Origin of the sequence: Grimontia sp. SpTr1 (genome assembly GCF_947387585.1) — a bacterium.
In the GTDB taxonomy this organism is placed as follows: Bacteria; Pseudomonadota; Gammaproteobacteria; order Enterobacterales; family Vibrionaceae; genus Enterovibrio; species Enterovibrio indicus.
In genome coordinates this window covers 1-14,368 of record NZ_CANDOD010000019.1, presented here as the reverse complement: position 1 = coordinate 14,368, position 14,368 = coordinate 1, and the positions used below count along the sequence as shown (strand labels likewise).

The window sequence follows — 14,368 nt, the reverse complement described above, 5'->3', positions numbered from 1 at the left end:
GATGAAACGTGTGATCCTATGGAGCGTGCTTTTTCTTGTCGTATTGATCTCGAGCGCGGTGGTACACATTCCGGCGAATCTGGTCGTGCGTTACCTTCCGCCCATGCAAGGACTGGCGCTCAGTGGCGTATCGGGAACCTTATGGAATGGCTCTGCGTCTAATTTTACGTTTCAAGGCCGGGAAATGGGCGCGTTGAAGTGGCAATTCAACCCACTGAAACTCTTTACCGGCAAAGCAGATGTTGAACTGCGTCTTTCTGGCTCGCCGGGCTTGTCGGCGCGCGGAAATCTGGGATATAGCCTGGGTGGTCTCTACGCGAATAACCTTTTGGTCTCGGCGTCTGCCAATGTAGTGCAGTCGTTTATTCCGTATCCAATGCCTGTTAGTCTGTCCGGACAGTTTGATTTAACCGTACGCGATTACCTGTTTAACCAACAGCCTTTCTGTGAATCGCTCGCTGGCAACCTTGCTTGGTCGCAAGGCAACGTGGCTTCACCCATCGGCACGATTGAACCAGGTTTGGTGGTCGCGCAATTGTCCTGCAATGAAGGTCAGTTGGTGATGGATGGTGACAGTGCGTCTGATGCGATTGAAACTGATTTCAATATTTCGCTGTCACCGGATCAACGCTATAGCCTGAATGGCTGGTTTGCACCGGGAGAGACATTCCCCGAAAGCATGCGTGGCCAACTTGGTTTCTTAGGTACGCCTGACAGCGAAGGCCGTTATCGCCTCAGTTTCAGCGGTTAACGGGAGAGCAAGCATGAAAAAGCAGATTCCACCTGAAATTCTGGACGCCAAGGTTGTTGCTAAATCGCGTCTGTTTCAGATTGAAGCCTTGGATTTAAAGTTCAGTAATGGCGAAGAGCGCACTTACGAGCGCATGAAGCCAAGCGGTCGCAATGCAGTGATGGTTGTACCGGTAACAGAAAACGGCGACTTACTGTTGGTGCGCGAATACGCTGCCGGAACTGAACGTTATGAACTAGGCTTTCCAAAGGGGCTGATTGATCCGGGTGAGACCGCCTTAGAAGCGGCAAACCGAGAACTGAAAGAAGAAATTGGTTTCGGTGCCCATCAGTTGTTCCCGCTGAAAGAAGTGGTGCTTGCACCGTCTTACTTCTCCAGCAAAATGACCCTGCTTCTGGCGCAGGACCTATACCCAGAGAAGCTCGAGGGCGATGAACCCGAGCCGTTGGAGTTGGTCCGTTGGCCTGTTGCGCAGGCAGAAGAATTGTTATCTCACGTCGATTTTGGGGAAGCGCGCAGTATTACCGCATTACTGTTGGCCTTGAGAGAGCTTTCCGGCCGTTGATCACTTCGTGACCAAAGACCATTGGACAAAGTCGTAGTGTGAGAGCCCAAGAGGAGTGTTACATGGAGCTGTCACAACTGCTTCAGCCGGTGATAGAGATTGCCCGGGCTTCCGGTCAGGTGATCCTGGATATCTATCAGCGTGGTGAATTTGAAAAGAACATAAAAAGCGATGACACACCGGTGACCAGCGCCGATCTCGCGGCGCACAAACTGGTCACTGAACGCCTGAGTGCACTAACCCCGGATATTCCTGTGCTGTCAGAAGAAGACGCTTCGATTCCGTTTGCTGAGCGTGGCAACTGGGAGCGTTACTGGCTGGTGGATCCGCTGGATGGTACACAGGAGTTCATTGCCGGGAGTGGCGACTTTGCCACCATTATCGCACTGGTGGAAAACAATCAGCCGGTGATGGGTGTGGTGTATGGTCCTGTGTCTGGGGTCTCTTACTATGCCGCCAAAGGTCATGGTGCCTGGAAGGTGATGCCGGATGGTGAAAAGCACCGCCTGTCTATCCTCAAGCATGAAGATGAACTCGCATCCCTGTCGATTGCGATCAGCCGTCGTCAGGACATCAAAGCGATCACTGACCGCCTTGAACCTAGCCGTAACTATGATTTGGTGCCTCTGGGTTCTGCGGCGCTGAAGTCTTGCTTAGTCGCAGAAGGCGCGGTGGATTGCTACCTTCGCCTTGGCCCGACGGGTGAATGGGACACGGCGGCGACCCAATGCATCGTAGAAGAAGCGGGCGGACGAATTCTGGATATGACGCTTTCACCGCTTTCCTACAACGAGCGGGATTCACTGGAAAACCCGAATTTCATTGTATTGGGCGATACCGAACTGCCTTGGCGACAGATTGTGAGGCTGGAAGGTTAACCTAGCCACCTTTCACTATCGTCCAGAGACAAAAAACGGAGCAGAAGCTCCGTTTTTTCATTGATTCTTCGTGAGTCAGAACAAACGGTTAAGGCCGTTCAATGCCGCCACGCGATAGGCTTCTGCCATGGTCGGGTAGTTGAAGGTAGTATTGATGAAGTAATCCAATGTATTCCCTTCGCCTTTTTGCTCAAAGATCGCCTGACCGATGTGGATGATCTCCGCCGCACGCTCACCAAAACAGTGGATCCCCAAGATCTCCTTGGTTTCGCGATGGAACAGGATTTTCAGACTTCCCACATCCATGCCTGCAATCTGTGCACGCGCCAAATGCTTGAATTGTGCGCGTCCCACTTCATAAGGCACTTTTGCCGCGGTTAGCTCCTGTTCGGTTTTACCCACAGAGCTGATTTCCGGAATAGTGTAAATTCCGGTTGGGATATGATCGATAAGACGACCTTTCGCCTGACCTTCACCAATTGCCTGTGCCACAATTCGGCCCTGGTCGTAAGCCGCACTCGCAAGGCTTGGATAACCAATCACATCACCAACAGCATAAACGTGCTCTACTTCGGTGCCGTAGTTATCGTTCACTTTCAGCTGACCACGTGAATCTGCCTTCAAGCCGACGGCTTTCAGGTTCAGCGCATCAGTATTACCGGTACGGCCGTTGGCAAACAAAATACAGTCAGCTTTCATCTTCTTGCCGGACTGCAGGTGCAAGATAACGCCGTCTTTGGTGCCTTCGATTTTCTCGTAGGTCTCATCATTACGTATCAGAACACCGCTGTTCCAGAAGTGGTAGGAAAGCGAGTCTGACATTTCGTTATCGAGGAACGAGAGCAGGCGGTCACGGGTATTGATCAAATCCACTTTGATACCAAGACCACGGAAGATAGACGCATATTCGCTGCCGATAACGCCTGCTCCATAGATGATGACGTGGCGAGGGTCGTGCTGCAGCGAGAGGATTGAGTCACTGTCGTAGATACGTGGATGTCTGAAGTCGACATCTTTTGGACGGTAAGGGCGTGAGCCTGTCGCGATAACGAATTTGTCGGCCGTGTATTTGTCGACGCTGCCATCCGCGGCTTTCACTTCAATTTCGTGCGTGCCGCTGAACTTGGCGCTGCCGTGAATGATGCTACAGAGGTTCCTGTCATAAAAACCCTGGCGCATGCGGGTCTGTTTGCCGATAACAGATTGAGCATGGCCAAGAATGGCAGAAAAGGTACTGTGTACCTGTTTGTTGTCGCCGGTATAAATCGGACTCTGGTTGAATTCGATAATACGGCTGACAGTGTGTCTCAACGCTTTGGATGGAATGGTGCCCCAGTGGGTACACCCGCCGCCAACGGTACCTTCTTTTTCAATCACCGCGACGCGTAAGCCCGCTTTGGTCAGGCCCATGGCAGCCCCTTCGCCGCCAGGGCCGCTACCTATTACGATGACATCAAAATGGTTAGACGATGTAGGGGTCGCTTTGCTCATGTCCGTATGGCCTTTTGTTTTCATTATGTTAAGGATTGCGGGCTAAGTGTAGCGCTCACAAGGCGTGGCGAGAATCAACTCGCTCCTATTCAGCGTAGGTGATCACGCAACTTAACGTAAAAACAGGCCTCTAAATGCATATACGAAAGGAAATGCCCTAGAAAAAGACGCTAAACCCTGCCGAGAAGAAATATTCATCGTAATCATAGAAGTCGATATTCGAGGTGTGATGGGTGTAGCTCGCTAAAGAGACAAACGAGAAATCCTCAAAACCAAACAGATTTGCATACTCATAGGCACCGAATGCTGTGTAATGCGTATCTGAACGTTTTTCATCTTCAAATATAGGGTTTGGCGCTTTGTATTTTGATGAGCCGGTAGTTAGCGTTGCTGCAAACTTGTGGCGTTGATGGAGCTTGAACCATGTGCCTTCCGCACCAAGGTGATCATAGGCCATCGCATCACCCTCAGTGTCATGGTGCAGGTAGCGAAGAGAAACGCTATAGCCGCTTGTTGGCGTCAGCATGCCTTGGTAACTCAGCTTGCCAAAATAGCTGTTGCCATCTCTGTTCATCAGTTGTTGAGCGTCTTGAGTTACTCCCGATAATTCCTCATCCACCTTGATGTTTGCGATGCCGAGATCAACGGAGTAGGCAGAACCATTGATGTTGGAGAGTGAGAAAAGATAGGCGTTGCCCGTTCTGTCAGTAGTTTCTCTTGCAGCGTCAAAATTGTAAGGATCCTTCCACACTTCTTCACTGAGCACGGTTGGAAGGAACGCCAGACTCACTTTAGTGCCGGAGTCAGTCAAATAGCGATAACCCATTTCCAGAGCAATGAGACCCGTGGCAATGTCTTCACGAGATGTACCAATAAAAACCTGTTTATTAAGGTCTTCGCCAAAGGTGTAGGTAAGGTTGCCAAGCGCTCCCCCTATTAACTCCTCGGTGCGTTTTTGTGCGCCATTTGGTAAATACTCATCACCAGAGGTCGATAAATTTGAGTTCGTCGAAGACATGCCCGCCAACATGGAAAACTCACCAGTCACCCCTTCTTCTTTGGCCAGTTGTGCGTTACTTATTGAGGAGAAACCCGCGAAGAGGAGGCCGGTGGCAACTTTTACATGTTTCATAAATCAGGCCTTCTGTGTCTTTAACTGGAATGAGCATATGGGGCTGATCTTAGAGCGAATAATAAATGAGCGACATGACTCAAATTTGTCAGTATTGGCTGGGGTTATGGCATGAAAATGACTGGCAAGGTATTAAATGAGGTGTTTTGGTTTTTTGAATGAAGCAAGTTGATGAATAGGACAATAAAGCTTCTTAACGTAGTTTGAGTATAAGCACTGAACTCACTATAAAAACCGAGTATAGTTTGCGGTTAGATTTCATGAGGTAAAACACTGACGATGGGAATTAGAGCTCAGCAGAAAGAAAAAACCCGGCGAACGCTGATTGATGCGGCTTTCAGCCAACTCAGCGCAGACCGAAGCTTTTCCAGTCTCAGCTTACGCGAAGTGGCGCGTGAAGCCGGTATTGCACCGACGTCGTTTTATCGTCACTTCAAAGATATGGACGAACTTGGCCTGACCATGGTGGATGAAGGTGGTTTGTTGTTGCGTCAATTGATGCGACAGGCACGCCAACGTATCGCCACCGAGGGTAGCGTTGTCAGAACGTCAGTGGAAACCTTTATGGAATTCATCGAAAGCAGCCCCAATGTATTCAGGCTGCTATTGCGTGAACGTTCCGGTACTTCAGCGGCTTTCCGTGCAGCCGTCGCACGTGAAATTCAACACTTTATCGCTGAGCTGACGGAATATTTCCAGGCGACAGGCGGATCGACCCGAGATGAAGCCTATAATCAGGCAGAGGCATGTGTCACATTGGTATTCAGCTCAGGTGCAGAAGCACTGGATCTGGACAAGCGCGCACGTGCTGAACTCGCGGAACGTCTGGTGACCCAGCTGCGCATTATCGCGAAAGGCGCTTACTGGTACCGTAAAGAACGTGAACGCAATGCTCTCAAGGATAAGTTGTCTTCAGGCAGGTAAGTAATATGGAACAGAATCACCAATCAGAGCGTAAATTTCTCCTTCTCGCCGTGGTCGCAGGTCTATGTGGCAGCGCATCACTGGCAACGCTTTTCGTCGATAGCGTTGCTTTCTCCGTTTTCCCGATCATTGCCTTTATTCTGGCGGTGTACTGCTTTTACCAGCAGCATGTTAACCAACCACTGACCGAGGGCACACCGCTTATCGCGTTTGCCTGTTTCCTGGTCGGTGCCTTTGGCTACACGGCGTTTGTGCGCATGCAGGTGCCAGAGCTTGGCGGTAATTTCTTCCCAATTATCGTGACCATGCTGTTGGTTTTCTGGGTGGCATTCAAGATGGGCTGGCTGAGTGTCGGTGGCACTAAGAAAGAAGAAACCCCTGCCGAAGAGTAATGTTGGCAGTAGACACAAAAAAGGCGCCTCAGGCGCCTTTTTCTGTTTCTGAACATTTATTTGCGCTCAAGTAGCACACCCGCTTCCATATGGTGGGTATATGGGAACTGGTCAAACAGCGCAAAACGTGTGATGCGGTGTGTTTCTGACAGAATATCCAGGTTCTCTTTCAGTGTCTCTGGATTACAAGAGATATACAGAATGCGGTCGTAAGCCTGCACCATGCGGCAGGTACCCTCATCCATGCCTGAGCGCGGCGGGTCGACGAAGATGGTGTTGCAGTTGTAGCTCTTCAGATCGACACCGGCTTGCTGCAAACGGCGGAACTCTCGCTTACCTTCCATCGCTTCCGTGAATTCTTCCGCAGACATACGAATGATTTGGACGTTGTCGATGTTGTTCGCTGCAATGTTCCACTGTGCCGACTCTACAGAAGGCTTGGCCAGTTCGGTTGCCAGTACGCGATCAAAGTTGTCCGCCAGTGCCAGTGAAAAATTACCGTTACCGCAATAAAGTTCGAGCAGATCGCCTGTGCTGTCCTGAGTACAATCCACTGCCCACTCAAGCATCTTCTCTGCCACTTTCCCGTTTGGCTGGGTGAAGCTGTTTTCAATTTGCTGGTAGGTCAGGGTGCGATCGTTAACGCTCAGCTTTTCCACCACGTAATCGCGGTCAATCACGATCTTTTGCTTACGCGCACGGCCAATCAGGTTCAGGTTGAAGCCTTCATCGTTCAGACGTTGCTTCAGCATGCGCGCATTTGCTTCCCATTCTTCGTCAAGCTGACGGTGGTAAAGCATTGAAACCAGTACTTCACCGCTCAGGGTAGATAGGAAGTCCACCTGGAACAGTTTGCGACGCAGGCTTTCAATCGGACGGATAGCATCAACCAGCAGAGGCATCAGATCGTTGATGATGCGGCTTGCCTGCGGAAACTGGTCCACACGGTACTTCTGCTTGGTCTCTTGATTGAACATGATGTAATAGAGGTCATCCCCTTCATGCCAGACACGGAATTCCGCACGCATGCGGTAGTGTTTGTCTGGAGACGGAAACACTTCCAGCTCAGGCGCATTGAACTCGGCAAACGCGTCTTGCATACGCGTGATTTTCTCGTCCAATTGCGCCTGATATTGGGTGGTGTCAATCAGGGTATTGCTCATATTACCTAACCTGCATAACTAAAAATGAGCGCAAATTGTAAGTAGCGGAACCATATTGTCCAGCCTTTTCGCTGACTTTTTCGCCAGTAGAAGCGTAAACCTGTGCCTTGGGATAATATTGGCACACTTTAATCAGACCGAGCCTTGTCATGAGCTTTCGAAAACCAAAGAACCGCAAAGAAATTTGTTATCCGTTTATCTATGAGTCGGCTTTGACCTGCGACTATGAAATCCACACTGACGAGCTTTGCAGTTTGGTGGGGATGGCACTGGCAACCTTGCCGGAAGGTTTTGATGATGTGCGGGAAGATCTCGAAACTCTTCATCCAAAAATCTATCACCTTAATGGTTCTGTGCGTGGGAAGACGGCCATCTTTGAAGAAGACTTGGAATGGCTGCATGCGAGATACGACCATTACAACGAATTAAGCCGTGGTCGTATTAACCGCTTTGTGCTCCCAAGAGGTCCGGTTGGTGTAATGGCGTTGCATCAGTGCCGCACGGGCTCAAAGAAAACCGTGCGTCTGCTTCATCGCTTAGATGAATCCGGCGTGACCTTTGAGCCAGTACTGCCCCGTTTCGCTAATCTGCTTGCTAACTTCTTCTTCGTACTGACGGTGTATATCAAGATGAAGCTGGACGTAGAAGAAGTGGAGTTTATCAGCCTCAGCTATTGAAAGCGCTGCCAAGCACAAATCACCCATTTCCCGGGCGAATGAGACCAAGTTCTCAATATCTATGTATCAATGGCGCGCTGACTCCTCTATACTCTGCGCGCTTTCACTCCAGCTGGGAATCCGGTGAGAATCCGGAACTGGCGCGCAGCGGTAAAGAGAAACGAAAGTGACAAGGCGAAAGCCAGACACTGCATCTGAATGTGGGAAGTCGTCACTGTAGGTCGTCTCTAAGTCCGAATATCAGCTGGGTCACAATATGGTTTCAGGATCTCCTGACATCATTGGATACACGCGATATTTGGATCTGATATGTCTAAAAAGCTACTTGCAGCAGGTATGCTGCCATGGGCTGCGTTTGCGCACGCCGAATCTACTACTTCCTCTGTTGACGACACTATGGTCGTTACTGCTTCCCGATTTGAACAAAGTACGCAATCGCTGACTGCCCAAGTAGAGATTGTTACTCGTCAAGATATCGATCGCATGCAGGCGAAAACGCTTACAGATGTTTTCCGCCGAATGACTGGGATTCAAGTTTCTCAGTATGGTGGCCGAGGCCAACTAGCCACTCTTATGGTTCGTGGCGCTAACTCTGACCAAGTACTTGTGTTGATTGATGGCATTCGTTTTACAAGAGCTGTTAAGGGTACTGTCGACTTTAGCCAATTGCCGCTCACTTTTGTCGAGCGTATAGAATACGTGCGTGGTGCAAGAGCTTCTGTTTACGGCTCTGAGGCTATTGGCGGCGTTATCAATATCATCACACGTGCAAACAACGACACTGATCGAGCTACTCGTTTAACTGCAGGGGTTGGAAGCAGAGATTATGTTGAAGCCTCAGGCTCGAGTGGATTCAAAGTAGGTGAGAATGGCCAACTGAATGTGGCTTTAGGATACGAAAGTGACGACGGCTATAACGTTCATCCTATCCAAGGATTGAATGATGGTGACAAGCATGGGTTTGAAACTAAAAATGGCCTTATTGGATATGTTTCAAAACTAAACCAAGACTGGACAGTCTTTGCCAACGCTCGCGCTTTTGAAAATGTTTACCAGTACGATGGTTCTTGGAATACAACTTATTCGTATAAAGAGTCAACAGTTGAAAATTACTCCTTCGCTGGTGGCGTCAACTATGAATCCGAATTGTTGTCTAGTCAGATTCAGGTTAGCTGGCAAGATCAATCTGACTATGACTATGAGAAAAAGGATGGCAAGGGGTCTGCGCAACCGGACGATTTGGAACAGTTAAATCTTCAGTGGAACAATCAATACGAACTCAGTGAAGTTGTTACAATTGGAGGCGGTACGGACTATCGAAAAGAAACATTTATAGTCAACGCTTCAAACTCTGACTACGATCGCGACAACTTAGCGTTCTATGGTATTGCACTTGTTGACTTTGAAAATGTATTTGGCGAGGTGGGGGCCCGCTTAGATGACAACGAGCAGTTTGGATCAGAAACGACTTACAACTTTGGAGCCGGTTTCCGACTGACGGAAGAGTTGGTTCTTAAAATGTCATATGGTACTGCATTTAAAGCGCCTAACTTGTTCCAGCTATACAGCTTTTATGGAAACTCTAAGCTAAAACCTGAATCTTCAAAGTCAGCTGAGTTGTCTTTGAATGGTGTTGTTCAAGAGGTTTATTGGTCAGTAACGGGTTACAACACTAAGATTGATGACTTGATTGAGTACGACAACAGCACGCGCACTTATAACAACCTGAATGGCGAGAGTACGTTGAAAGGTGTTGAGTTGACAGCTGAATTTGATACCGGATTCTTGTCTCATCAGCTAAGTGCTGACTTTAAAGACCCTAAAGATGAAGAAGACAACCTGCTTCCTTATCGAGCAAAGAAATCATATAAGTACACTGCTATTGCTTACTTCGATGAATTCGATGTGTCACTGGGTTACCAATACATTGGTAAGCGCGAAAATTCAGGAACTAAGCTTGGCTCTTACAGCTTACTTGATGCGTCAGTTAACTACTTCGCTACAGAGAGCGTTACTTTGAATGCTCGTGTAGACAACCTGCTCGATAAAGAATATGAGATGGTGATTGGTTACCCAGCACCAGAACGCACGTTTTATGTCAGCATGGACTACCGCTTCTAAGCTTCACTAAGCCGCCTAAGGGCGGCTTTTTACTTTCAGGAACAAACATGAAAAAACGCGTTATTGTCAGTTGGTCATCCGGTAAGGACTCAACCCTGACACTGTGTCGACTGCTGGAAGACGATCGTTATCAAGTCGTCGGGCTTTATACCACTTACGTGGCAGGTACTGTTCCTTTCCAGGCCACGCCCATCAATGTTGTCAAAGTGCAGGCAGAAAGTATTGGATTGCCTTTGGTGCTTATCGAACTGAACGAAGTCTTTCCTCCAAATGATGTTTATCAGAAGAGGGTTGTCGAAGGTATACGCAGTAGTGGGCTAAATGTCGATGCAGTGGCGTTTGGCGATATGTTCTGTAATGGCATAGAAGAATACCGCAGAAGCTATATTGAACCTCAGGGCTGGGAGTGTGTTTTTCCATTGCTCGGTGAGGGAAGTGAGGTGCTTGCAAACGAAATCATTGCTTCAGGCATTAAGACGACACTTTCTACCGTTGATACCTCTCAGTTGGATGGAAGGTTTCTTGGCTGGGACTATAACGCCAATTTGTTAGCTGAGCTTCCAGATGGCTGTGACCTTTGTGGCGAAGACGGGGAGTTTCACACAATCGTTACCGATGCTCCTTGCTTTCAGTATCCCCTGGATATTGAGATCACAGGTTTTCAGCGGGAAGGGAGATTCCACCACCTTAGCTATCATCTCGTCAGGTGAAAGATTCAAATTCGCTGACGTGCAAAGTATGATTGCGTCGCAAGTGGATAACAAAGGGTTATAGCGTGAAGAGTGTGCTGATTTTTGATTCTGGTGTAGGTGGCCTTTCTGTGTTTAAGGAAGTGGCTCAGCTACTGCCGGAACAGCATGTCGTGTATGCCTTCGATAATGCAGCTTTTCCCTATGGTGAATTGGCGGATGATGTGCTTATCCAGCGTGTCTGTAGAATGGTCTCCGCGATTTGCCAACAGCAGGATATTTCGTTAGTTATCATTGCATGCAATACCGCAAGCACACTCGTGCTGCCACATCTGCGGGATCTGCTTAATGTCCCGGTGGTCGGGGTTGTTCCTGCTATTAAGCCTGCTGCCGCAATCAGTAAATCCAAAATCATTGGCCTTTTGGCTACTCCCGCAACAATAAGACGTCCTTATACGCATCAGCTTGTAAAAGAGTTTGCGCCCGATTGCGAAGTTGAAATGGTGGGTTCAACGGAACTCGTACAAATGGGAGAGGGGAAATTGCGTGGCAGAAAGGTCGATAAAAAAATATTAAGCGATGTACTAGCGCCGTTTATAAATAAAACAGACTGCATTGTATTGGGTTGCACACACTTCCCGTTACTTCGTGAAGAAATTGAAGACATTTTAGGCGAACAATGTCTGGTAATTGATTCAGGTAAAGCGATCGCCAACCGCGTAGTGACATTATTAAAAGAGGGAGATCAAATGACCTCCCTCAGTAAAGCTGAACATTTTGTTTTTAGTAGCGCTCCAGTGAAAGAAGAAGAAGCACTAAATCAAGAGTTAGAAAAGTTGGGCTTTGCAACGATTAGCCGCGCTCCGATTTTCTAGGATCATTCGCCTCTCTAACTTTAAGAGTCCTTTCACCGTATTCGCTGTTGTTCAAAGCTTCTATTGCATCAGCAGCATCTCCTGCTGCAATCACGACAAATCCAAAGCCACGTCGCTTCCCGGTGCGCTTGTCTTTCATCAAGCGCACGGCAAAGACCTCACCATGTTTAGAGAACAGTTCCTTCACGTCATTTTCATTTGCACGGTAAGGAAGGTTGCCCACATAGATGGTTTTGCTGGTGGAAGGGGTAGACTCTGAAATATCGCCTGAAGATTTAGTAGAAAAAAGAGAAATGGCAATACCTGTTGTAATTGCACCAAGTGCGAATGCATAACCTGTACTGGCAATTAAAGTGGAGTTTTTTAAAAGCAATGCACCAAGAAGTGCGATGGCTGCAGTAATAAGCAAGCTGATAGATGTTTTCATAATCGTCTAAAGTAAACGTCGGTTAGAAGAAATAGCATGAAGAATCGAAATCAATGCTGACTAAAATAAATACAATTGTCGGGTTGATATTACGGATATTGAGTTCTTATTGCTAGTAAGTGAATGTGACGGCTATCTAATGTTGCAATTTGTTGTGTTTTTCAAAGTTTAGGTTGAATTGTGTTCGAACGAAAAAAAAACCAATAAAAACCCTTGCCAATGTGATCCCAGTCTCTATAATGCCGCCTCACCGACACGGAGAGCGGCTTCCACAGCGGAAACGCCCACTCAAATCGGTACGGCGAAGGCCTCAAAAATTGAGTTGAAATAAACGCTTGACGCGCTGTTTCGAATCAGTAAAATGGCCGCCCGCTTCGAAGGGAAATTCACCCCGAGAGGCAAGTCAACAAGGTGTTTTGAGGGTTGCGAAAGCAACGCTGAAAAATCTCAAAATTTCTTCTTGACTTCATCGCCCGGCAGCGTAAAATTCGCAGCCCTGACGGTGAGAAGCAACGCTTCTTCAAGTCAACGTTCTTTAACAATTTGACCTATGCAATCTGTGTGGGCACTCGTGATTGATAGACAAAAGATTTATCGATGTTTACTGAGTGACCAAACGAAAACTCTTCGGAGTTATCGGCACAGTCAATTCGTTCTGCTCTTTCTTTACTATGTAGAGAGGGGTTAGAACACAACAGTATTTCATCGAGCCAAAAACTTTAATTGAAGAGTTTGATCATGGCTCAGATTGAACGCTGGCGGCAGGCCTAACACATGCAAGTCGAGCGGCAGCGACTAAACTGATTCTTCGGATGAGTTTAGGGCGGCGAGCGGCGGACGGGTGAGTAATGGCTGGGAACCTGCCTGGTAGAGGGGGATAACCACTGGAAACGGTGGCTAATACCGCATGACGTCTACGGACCAAAGAGGGGGACCTTCGGGCCTCTCGCTACCGGATGGGCCCAGTTGGGATTAGCTAGTTGGTGGGGTAAAGGCTCACCAAGGCGACGATCCCTAGCTGGTTTGAGAGGATGATCAGCCACACTGGAACTGAGACACGGTCCAGACTCCTACGGGAGGCAGCAGTGGGGAATATTGCACAATGGGCGCAAGCCTGATGCAGCCATGCCGCGTGTGTGAAGAAGGCCTTCGGGTTGTAAAGCACTTTCAGCCGTGAGGAAGGCATTGTACTTAATACGTGCAGTGTTTGACGTTAGCGGCAGAAGAAGCACCGGCTAACTCCGTGCCAGCAGCCGCGGTAATACGGAGGGTGCGAGCGTTAATCGGAATTACTGGGCGTAAAGCGCATGCAGGCGGTCTGTTAAGCAAGATGTGAAAGCCCCGGGCTTAACCTGGGAACCGCATTTTGAACTGGCAGGCTAGAGTCTTGTAGAGGGGGGTAGAATTTCAGGTGTAGCGGTGAAATGCGTAGAGATCTGAAGGAATACCGGTGGCGAAGGCGGCCCCCTGGACAAAGACTGACGCTCAGATGCGAAAGCGTGGGGAGCAAACAGGATTAGATACCCTGGTAGTCCACGCCGTAAACGATGTCTACTTGGAGGCTGTAGTCTAGAACTGTGGCTTTCGGAGCTAACGCGTTAAGTAGACCGCCTGGGGAGTACGGTCGCAAGATTAAAACTCAAATGAATTGACGGGGGCCCGCACAAGCGGTGGAGCATGTGGTTTAATTCGATGCAACGCGAAGAACCTTACCTACTCTTGACATCCAGCGAAGCTTGAAGAGATTCGAGTGTGCCTTCGGGAACGCTGAGACAGGTGCTGCATGGCTGTCGTCAGCTCGTGTTGTGAAATGTTGGGTTAAGTCCCGCAACGAGCGCAACCCTTATCCTTGTTTGCCAGCACGTAATGGTGGGAACTCCAGGGAGACTGCCGGTGATAAACCGGAGGAAGGTGGGGACGACGTCAAGTCATCATGGCCCTTACGAGTAGGGCTACACACGTGCTACAATGGCATATACAGAGGGCAGCGAGACAGCGATGTGAAGCGAATCCCAGAAAGTATGTCGTAGTCCGGATTGGAGTCTGCAACTCGACTCCATGAAGTCGGAATCGCTAGTAATCGTGGATCAGAATGCCACGGTGAATACGTTCCCGGGCCTTGTACACACCGCCCGTCACACCATGGGAGTGGGCTGCACCAGAAGTAGATAGCTTAACCTTCGGGAGGGCGTTTACCACGGTGTGGTTCATGACTGGGGTGAAGTCGTAACAAGGTAGCCCTAGGGGAACCTGGGGCTGGATCACCTCCTTAACGATACTATT

At 48.8% G+C, this 14,368-nt stretch carries 13 protein-coding genes, 1 rRNA gene and 1 riboswitch; of the genes, 10 read left to right on the top strand and 4 right to left on the bottom strand.

Annotated features, from left to right (window positions below; translation table 11 throughout):
* The first annotated feature begins 1 nt into the window (after position 1).
* The 3 genes from QL223_RS21395 to cysQ all read left to right on the top strand — a co-directional run bounded on the left by QL223_RS21395 (position 2) and on the right by cysQ (position 2,194).
* A complete protein-coding gene (locus QL223_RS21395) occupies positions 2–751 on the top strand; it encodes a type II secretion system protein N (protein WP_281545920.1) in 750 nt (249 codons plus the stop codon).
* 13 nt (positions 752–764) lie between these two features.
* On the top strand, positions 765–1,316 hold the full coding sequence (nudE, locus tag QL223_RS21390; protein ID WP_165017577.1) for an ADP compounds hydrolase NudE: 552 nt from the start codon (positions 765–767) through the stop codon (positions 1,314–1,316).
* 62 nt (positions 1,317–1,378) lie between these two features.
* Complete coding sequence (gene cysQ / locus QL223_RS21385; RefSeq protein ID WP_046305057.1) at positions 1,379–2,194, top strand: 3'(2'),5'-bisphosphate nucleotidase CysQ; 816 nt, start codon at positions 1,379–1,381, stop codon at positions 2,192–2,194.
* 75 nt (positions 2,195–2,269) lie between these two features.
* On the opposite strand, the gene sthA is transcribed toward cysQ, so the two are convergent.
* Positions 2,270–3,685, bottom strand: coding sequence for a Si-specific NAD(P)(+) transhydrogenase (gene sthA, locus QL223_RS21380; protein ID WP_039850161.1), 1,416 nt, complete (start codon positions 3,683–3,685; stop codon positions 2,270–2,272).
* A 157-nt stretch (positions 3,686–3,842) separates the two neighbouring features.
* Positions 3,843–4,817 (bottom strand): DUF2860 family protein, encoded by a 975-nt coding sequence (locus QL223_RS21375; protein ID WP_281545919.1) that lies wholly within the window; start codon positions 4,815–4,817, stop codon positions 3,843–3,845.
* Positions 4,818–5,096: 279 nt separating this feature from the next.
* Here QL223_RS21375 and fabR point away from each other — a divergent pair, with 279 nt between their 5' ends.
* Together fabR and QL223_RS21365 are read left to right on the top strand one after the other, a co-directional pair.
* Positions 5,097–5,741: an HTH-type transcriptional repressor FabR gene (gene fabR / locus QL223_RS21370; protein ID WP_002539752.1), complete on the top strand. Its 645-nt coding sequence runs from the start codon at positions 5,097–5,099 to the stop codon at positions 5,739–5,741.
* Positions 5,742–5,746: 5 nt separating this feature from the next.
* Positions 5,747–6,133: a YijD family membrane protein gene (locus tag QL223_RS21365; protein ID WP_002539753.1), complete on the top strand. Its 387-nt coding sequence runs from the start codon at positions 5,747–5,749 to the stop codon at positions 6,131–6,133.
* 56 nt (positions 6,134–6,189) lie between these two features.
* Here the strand turns inward: QL223_RS21365 and trmA are convergent, their stop codons facing one another.
* Complete coding sequence (gene trmA / locus QL223_RS21360) at positions 6,190–7,296, bottom strand: tRNA (uridine(54)-C5)-methyltransferase TrmA (protein WP_002539755.1); 1,107 nt, start codon at positions 7,294–7,296, stop codon at positions 6,190–6,192.
* 149 nt (positions 7,297–7,445) lie between these two features.
* Here trmA and QL223_RS21355 point away from each other — a divergent pair, with 149 nt between their 5' ends.
* The 4 genes from QL223_RS21355 to murI all read left to right on the top strand — a co-directional run bounded on the left by QL223_RS21355 (position 7,446) and on the right by murI (position 11,658).
* Complete coding sequence (locus QL223_RS21355) at positions 7,446–7,973, top strand: hypothetical protein (protein ID WP_002539756.1); 528 nt, start codon at positions 7,446–7,448, stop codon at positions 7,971–7,973.
* A 76-nt stretch (positions 7,974–8,049) separates the two neighbouring features.
* Positions 8,050–8,237, top strand: a riboswitch (cobalamin riboswitch).
* 45 nt (positions 8,238–8,282) lie between these two features.
* Positions 8,283–10,094, top strand: a complete 1,812-nt coding sequence (btuB, locus tag QL223_RS21350) for a TonB-dependent vitamin B12 receptor (protein ID WP_002539758.1) — start codon at positions 8,283–8,285, stop codon at positions 10,092–10,094.
* A 47-nt stretch (positions 10,095–10,141) separates the two neighbouring features.
* Positions 10,142–10,804 (top strand): hypothetical protein, encoded by a 663-nt coding sequence (locus QL223_RS21345; protein WP_002539760.1) that lies wholly within the window; start codon positions 10,142–10,144, stop codon positions 10,802–10,804.
* A 65-nt stretch (positions 10,805–10,869) separates the two neighbouring features.
* Complete coding sequence (gene murI / locus QL223_RS21340; RefSeq protein ID WP_002539761.1) at positions 10,870–11,658, top strand: glutamate racemase; 789 nt, start codon at positions 10,870–10,872, stop codon at positions 11,656–11,658.
* Here murI and QL223_RS21335 read toward each other — a convergent pair.
* On the bottom strand, positions 11,636–12,085 hold the full coding sequence (locus tag QL223_RS21335; protein WP_002539763.1) for an RNA-binding protein: 450 nt from the start codon (positions 12,083–12,085) through the stop codon (positions 11,636–11,638). The genes murI and QL223_RS21335 overlap by 23 nt on opposite strands.
* A 720-nt stretch (positions 12,086–12,805) precedes the next feature.
* On the opposite strand from QL223_RS21335, the gene QL223_RS21330 reads away from it, so the two are divergent.
* Positions 12,806–14,357: ribosomal RNA gene (locus QL223_RS21330) — 16S ribosomal RNA — on the top strand.
* Positions 14,358–14,368: the final 11 nt, after the last annotated feature.

Coding starts and splice junctions, on each gene's coding strand:
- QL223_RS21395 (WP_281545920.1), top strand. CDS start 2: ATGAAACGTGTGATCCTATGGAGCGTGCTTTTTCTTGTCGTATTGATC.
- nudE (WP_165017577.1), top strand. CDS start 765: ATGAAAAAGCAGATTCCACCTGAAATTCTGGACGCCAAGGTTGTTGCT.
- cysQ (WP_046305057.1), top strand. CDS start 1,379: ATGGAGCTGTCACAACTGCTTCAGCCGGTGATAGAGATTGCCCGGGCT.
- sthA (WP_039850161.1), bottom strand. CDS start 3,685: ATGAGCAAAGCGACCCCTACATCGTCTAACCATTTTGATGTCATCGTA.
- QL223_RS21375 (WP_281545919.1), bottom strand. CDS start 4,817: ATGAAACATGTAAAAGTTGCCACCGGCCTCCTCTTCGCGGGTTTCTCC.
- fabR (WP_002539752.1), top strand. CDS start 5,097: ATGGGAATTAGAGCTCAGCAGAAAGAAAAAACCCGGCGAACGCTGATT.
- QL223_RS21365 (WP_002539753.1), top strand. CDS start 5,747: ATGGAACAGAATCACCAATCAGAGCGTAAATTTCTCCTTCTCGCCGTG.
- trmA (WP_002539755.1), bottom strand. CDS start 7,296: ATGAGCAATACCCTGATTGACACCACCCAATATCAGGCGCAATTGGAC.
- QL223_RS21355 (WP_002539756.1), top strand. CDS start 7,446: ATGAGCTTTCGAAAACCAAAGAACCGCAAAGAAATTTGTTATCCGTTT.
- btuB (WP_002539758.1), top strand. CDS start 8,283: ATGTCTAAAAAGCTACTTGCAGCAGGTATGCTGCCATGGGCTGCGTTT.
- QL223_RS21345 (WP_002539760.1), top strand. CDS start 10,142: ATGAAAAAACGCGTTATTGTCAGTTGGTCATCCGGTAAGGACTCAACC.
- QL223_RS21335 (WP_002539763.1), bottom strand. CDS start 12,085: ATGAAAACATCTATCAGCTTGCTTATTACTGCAGCCATCGCACTTCTT.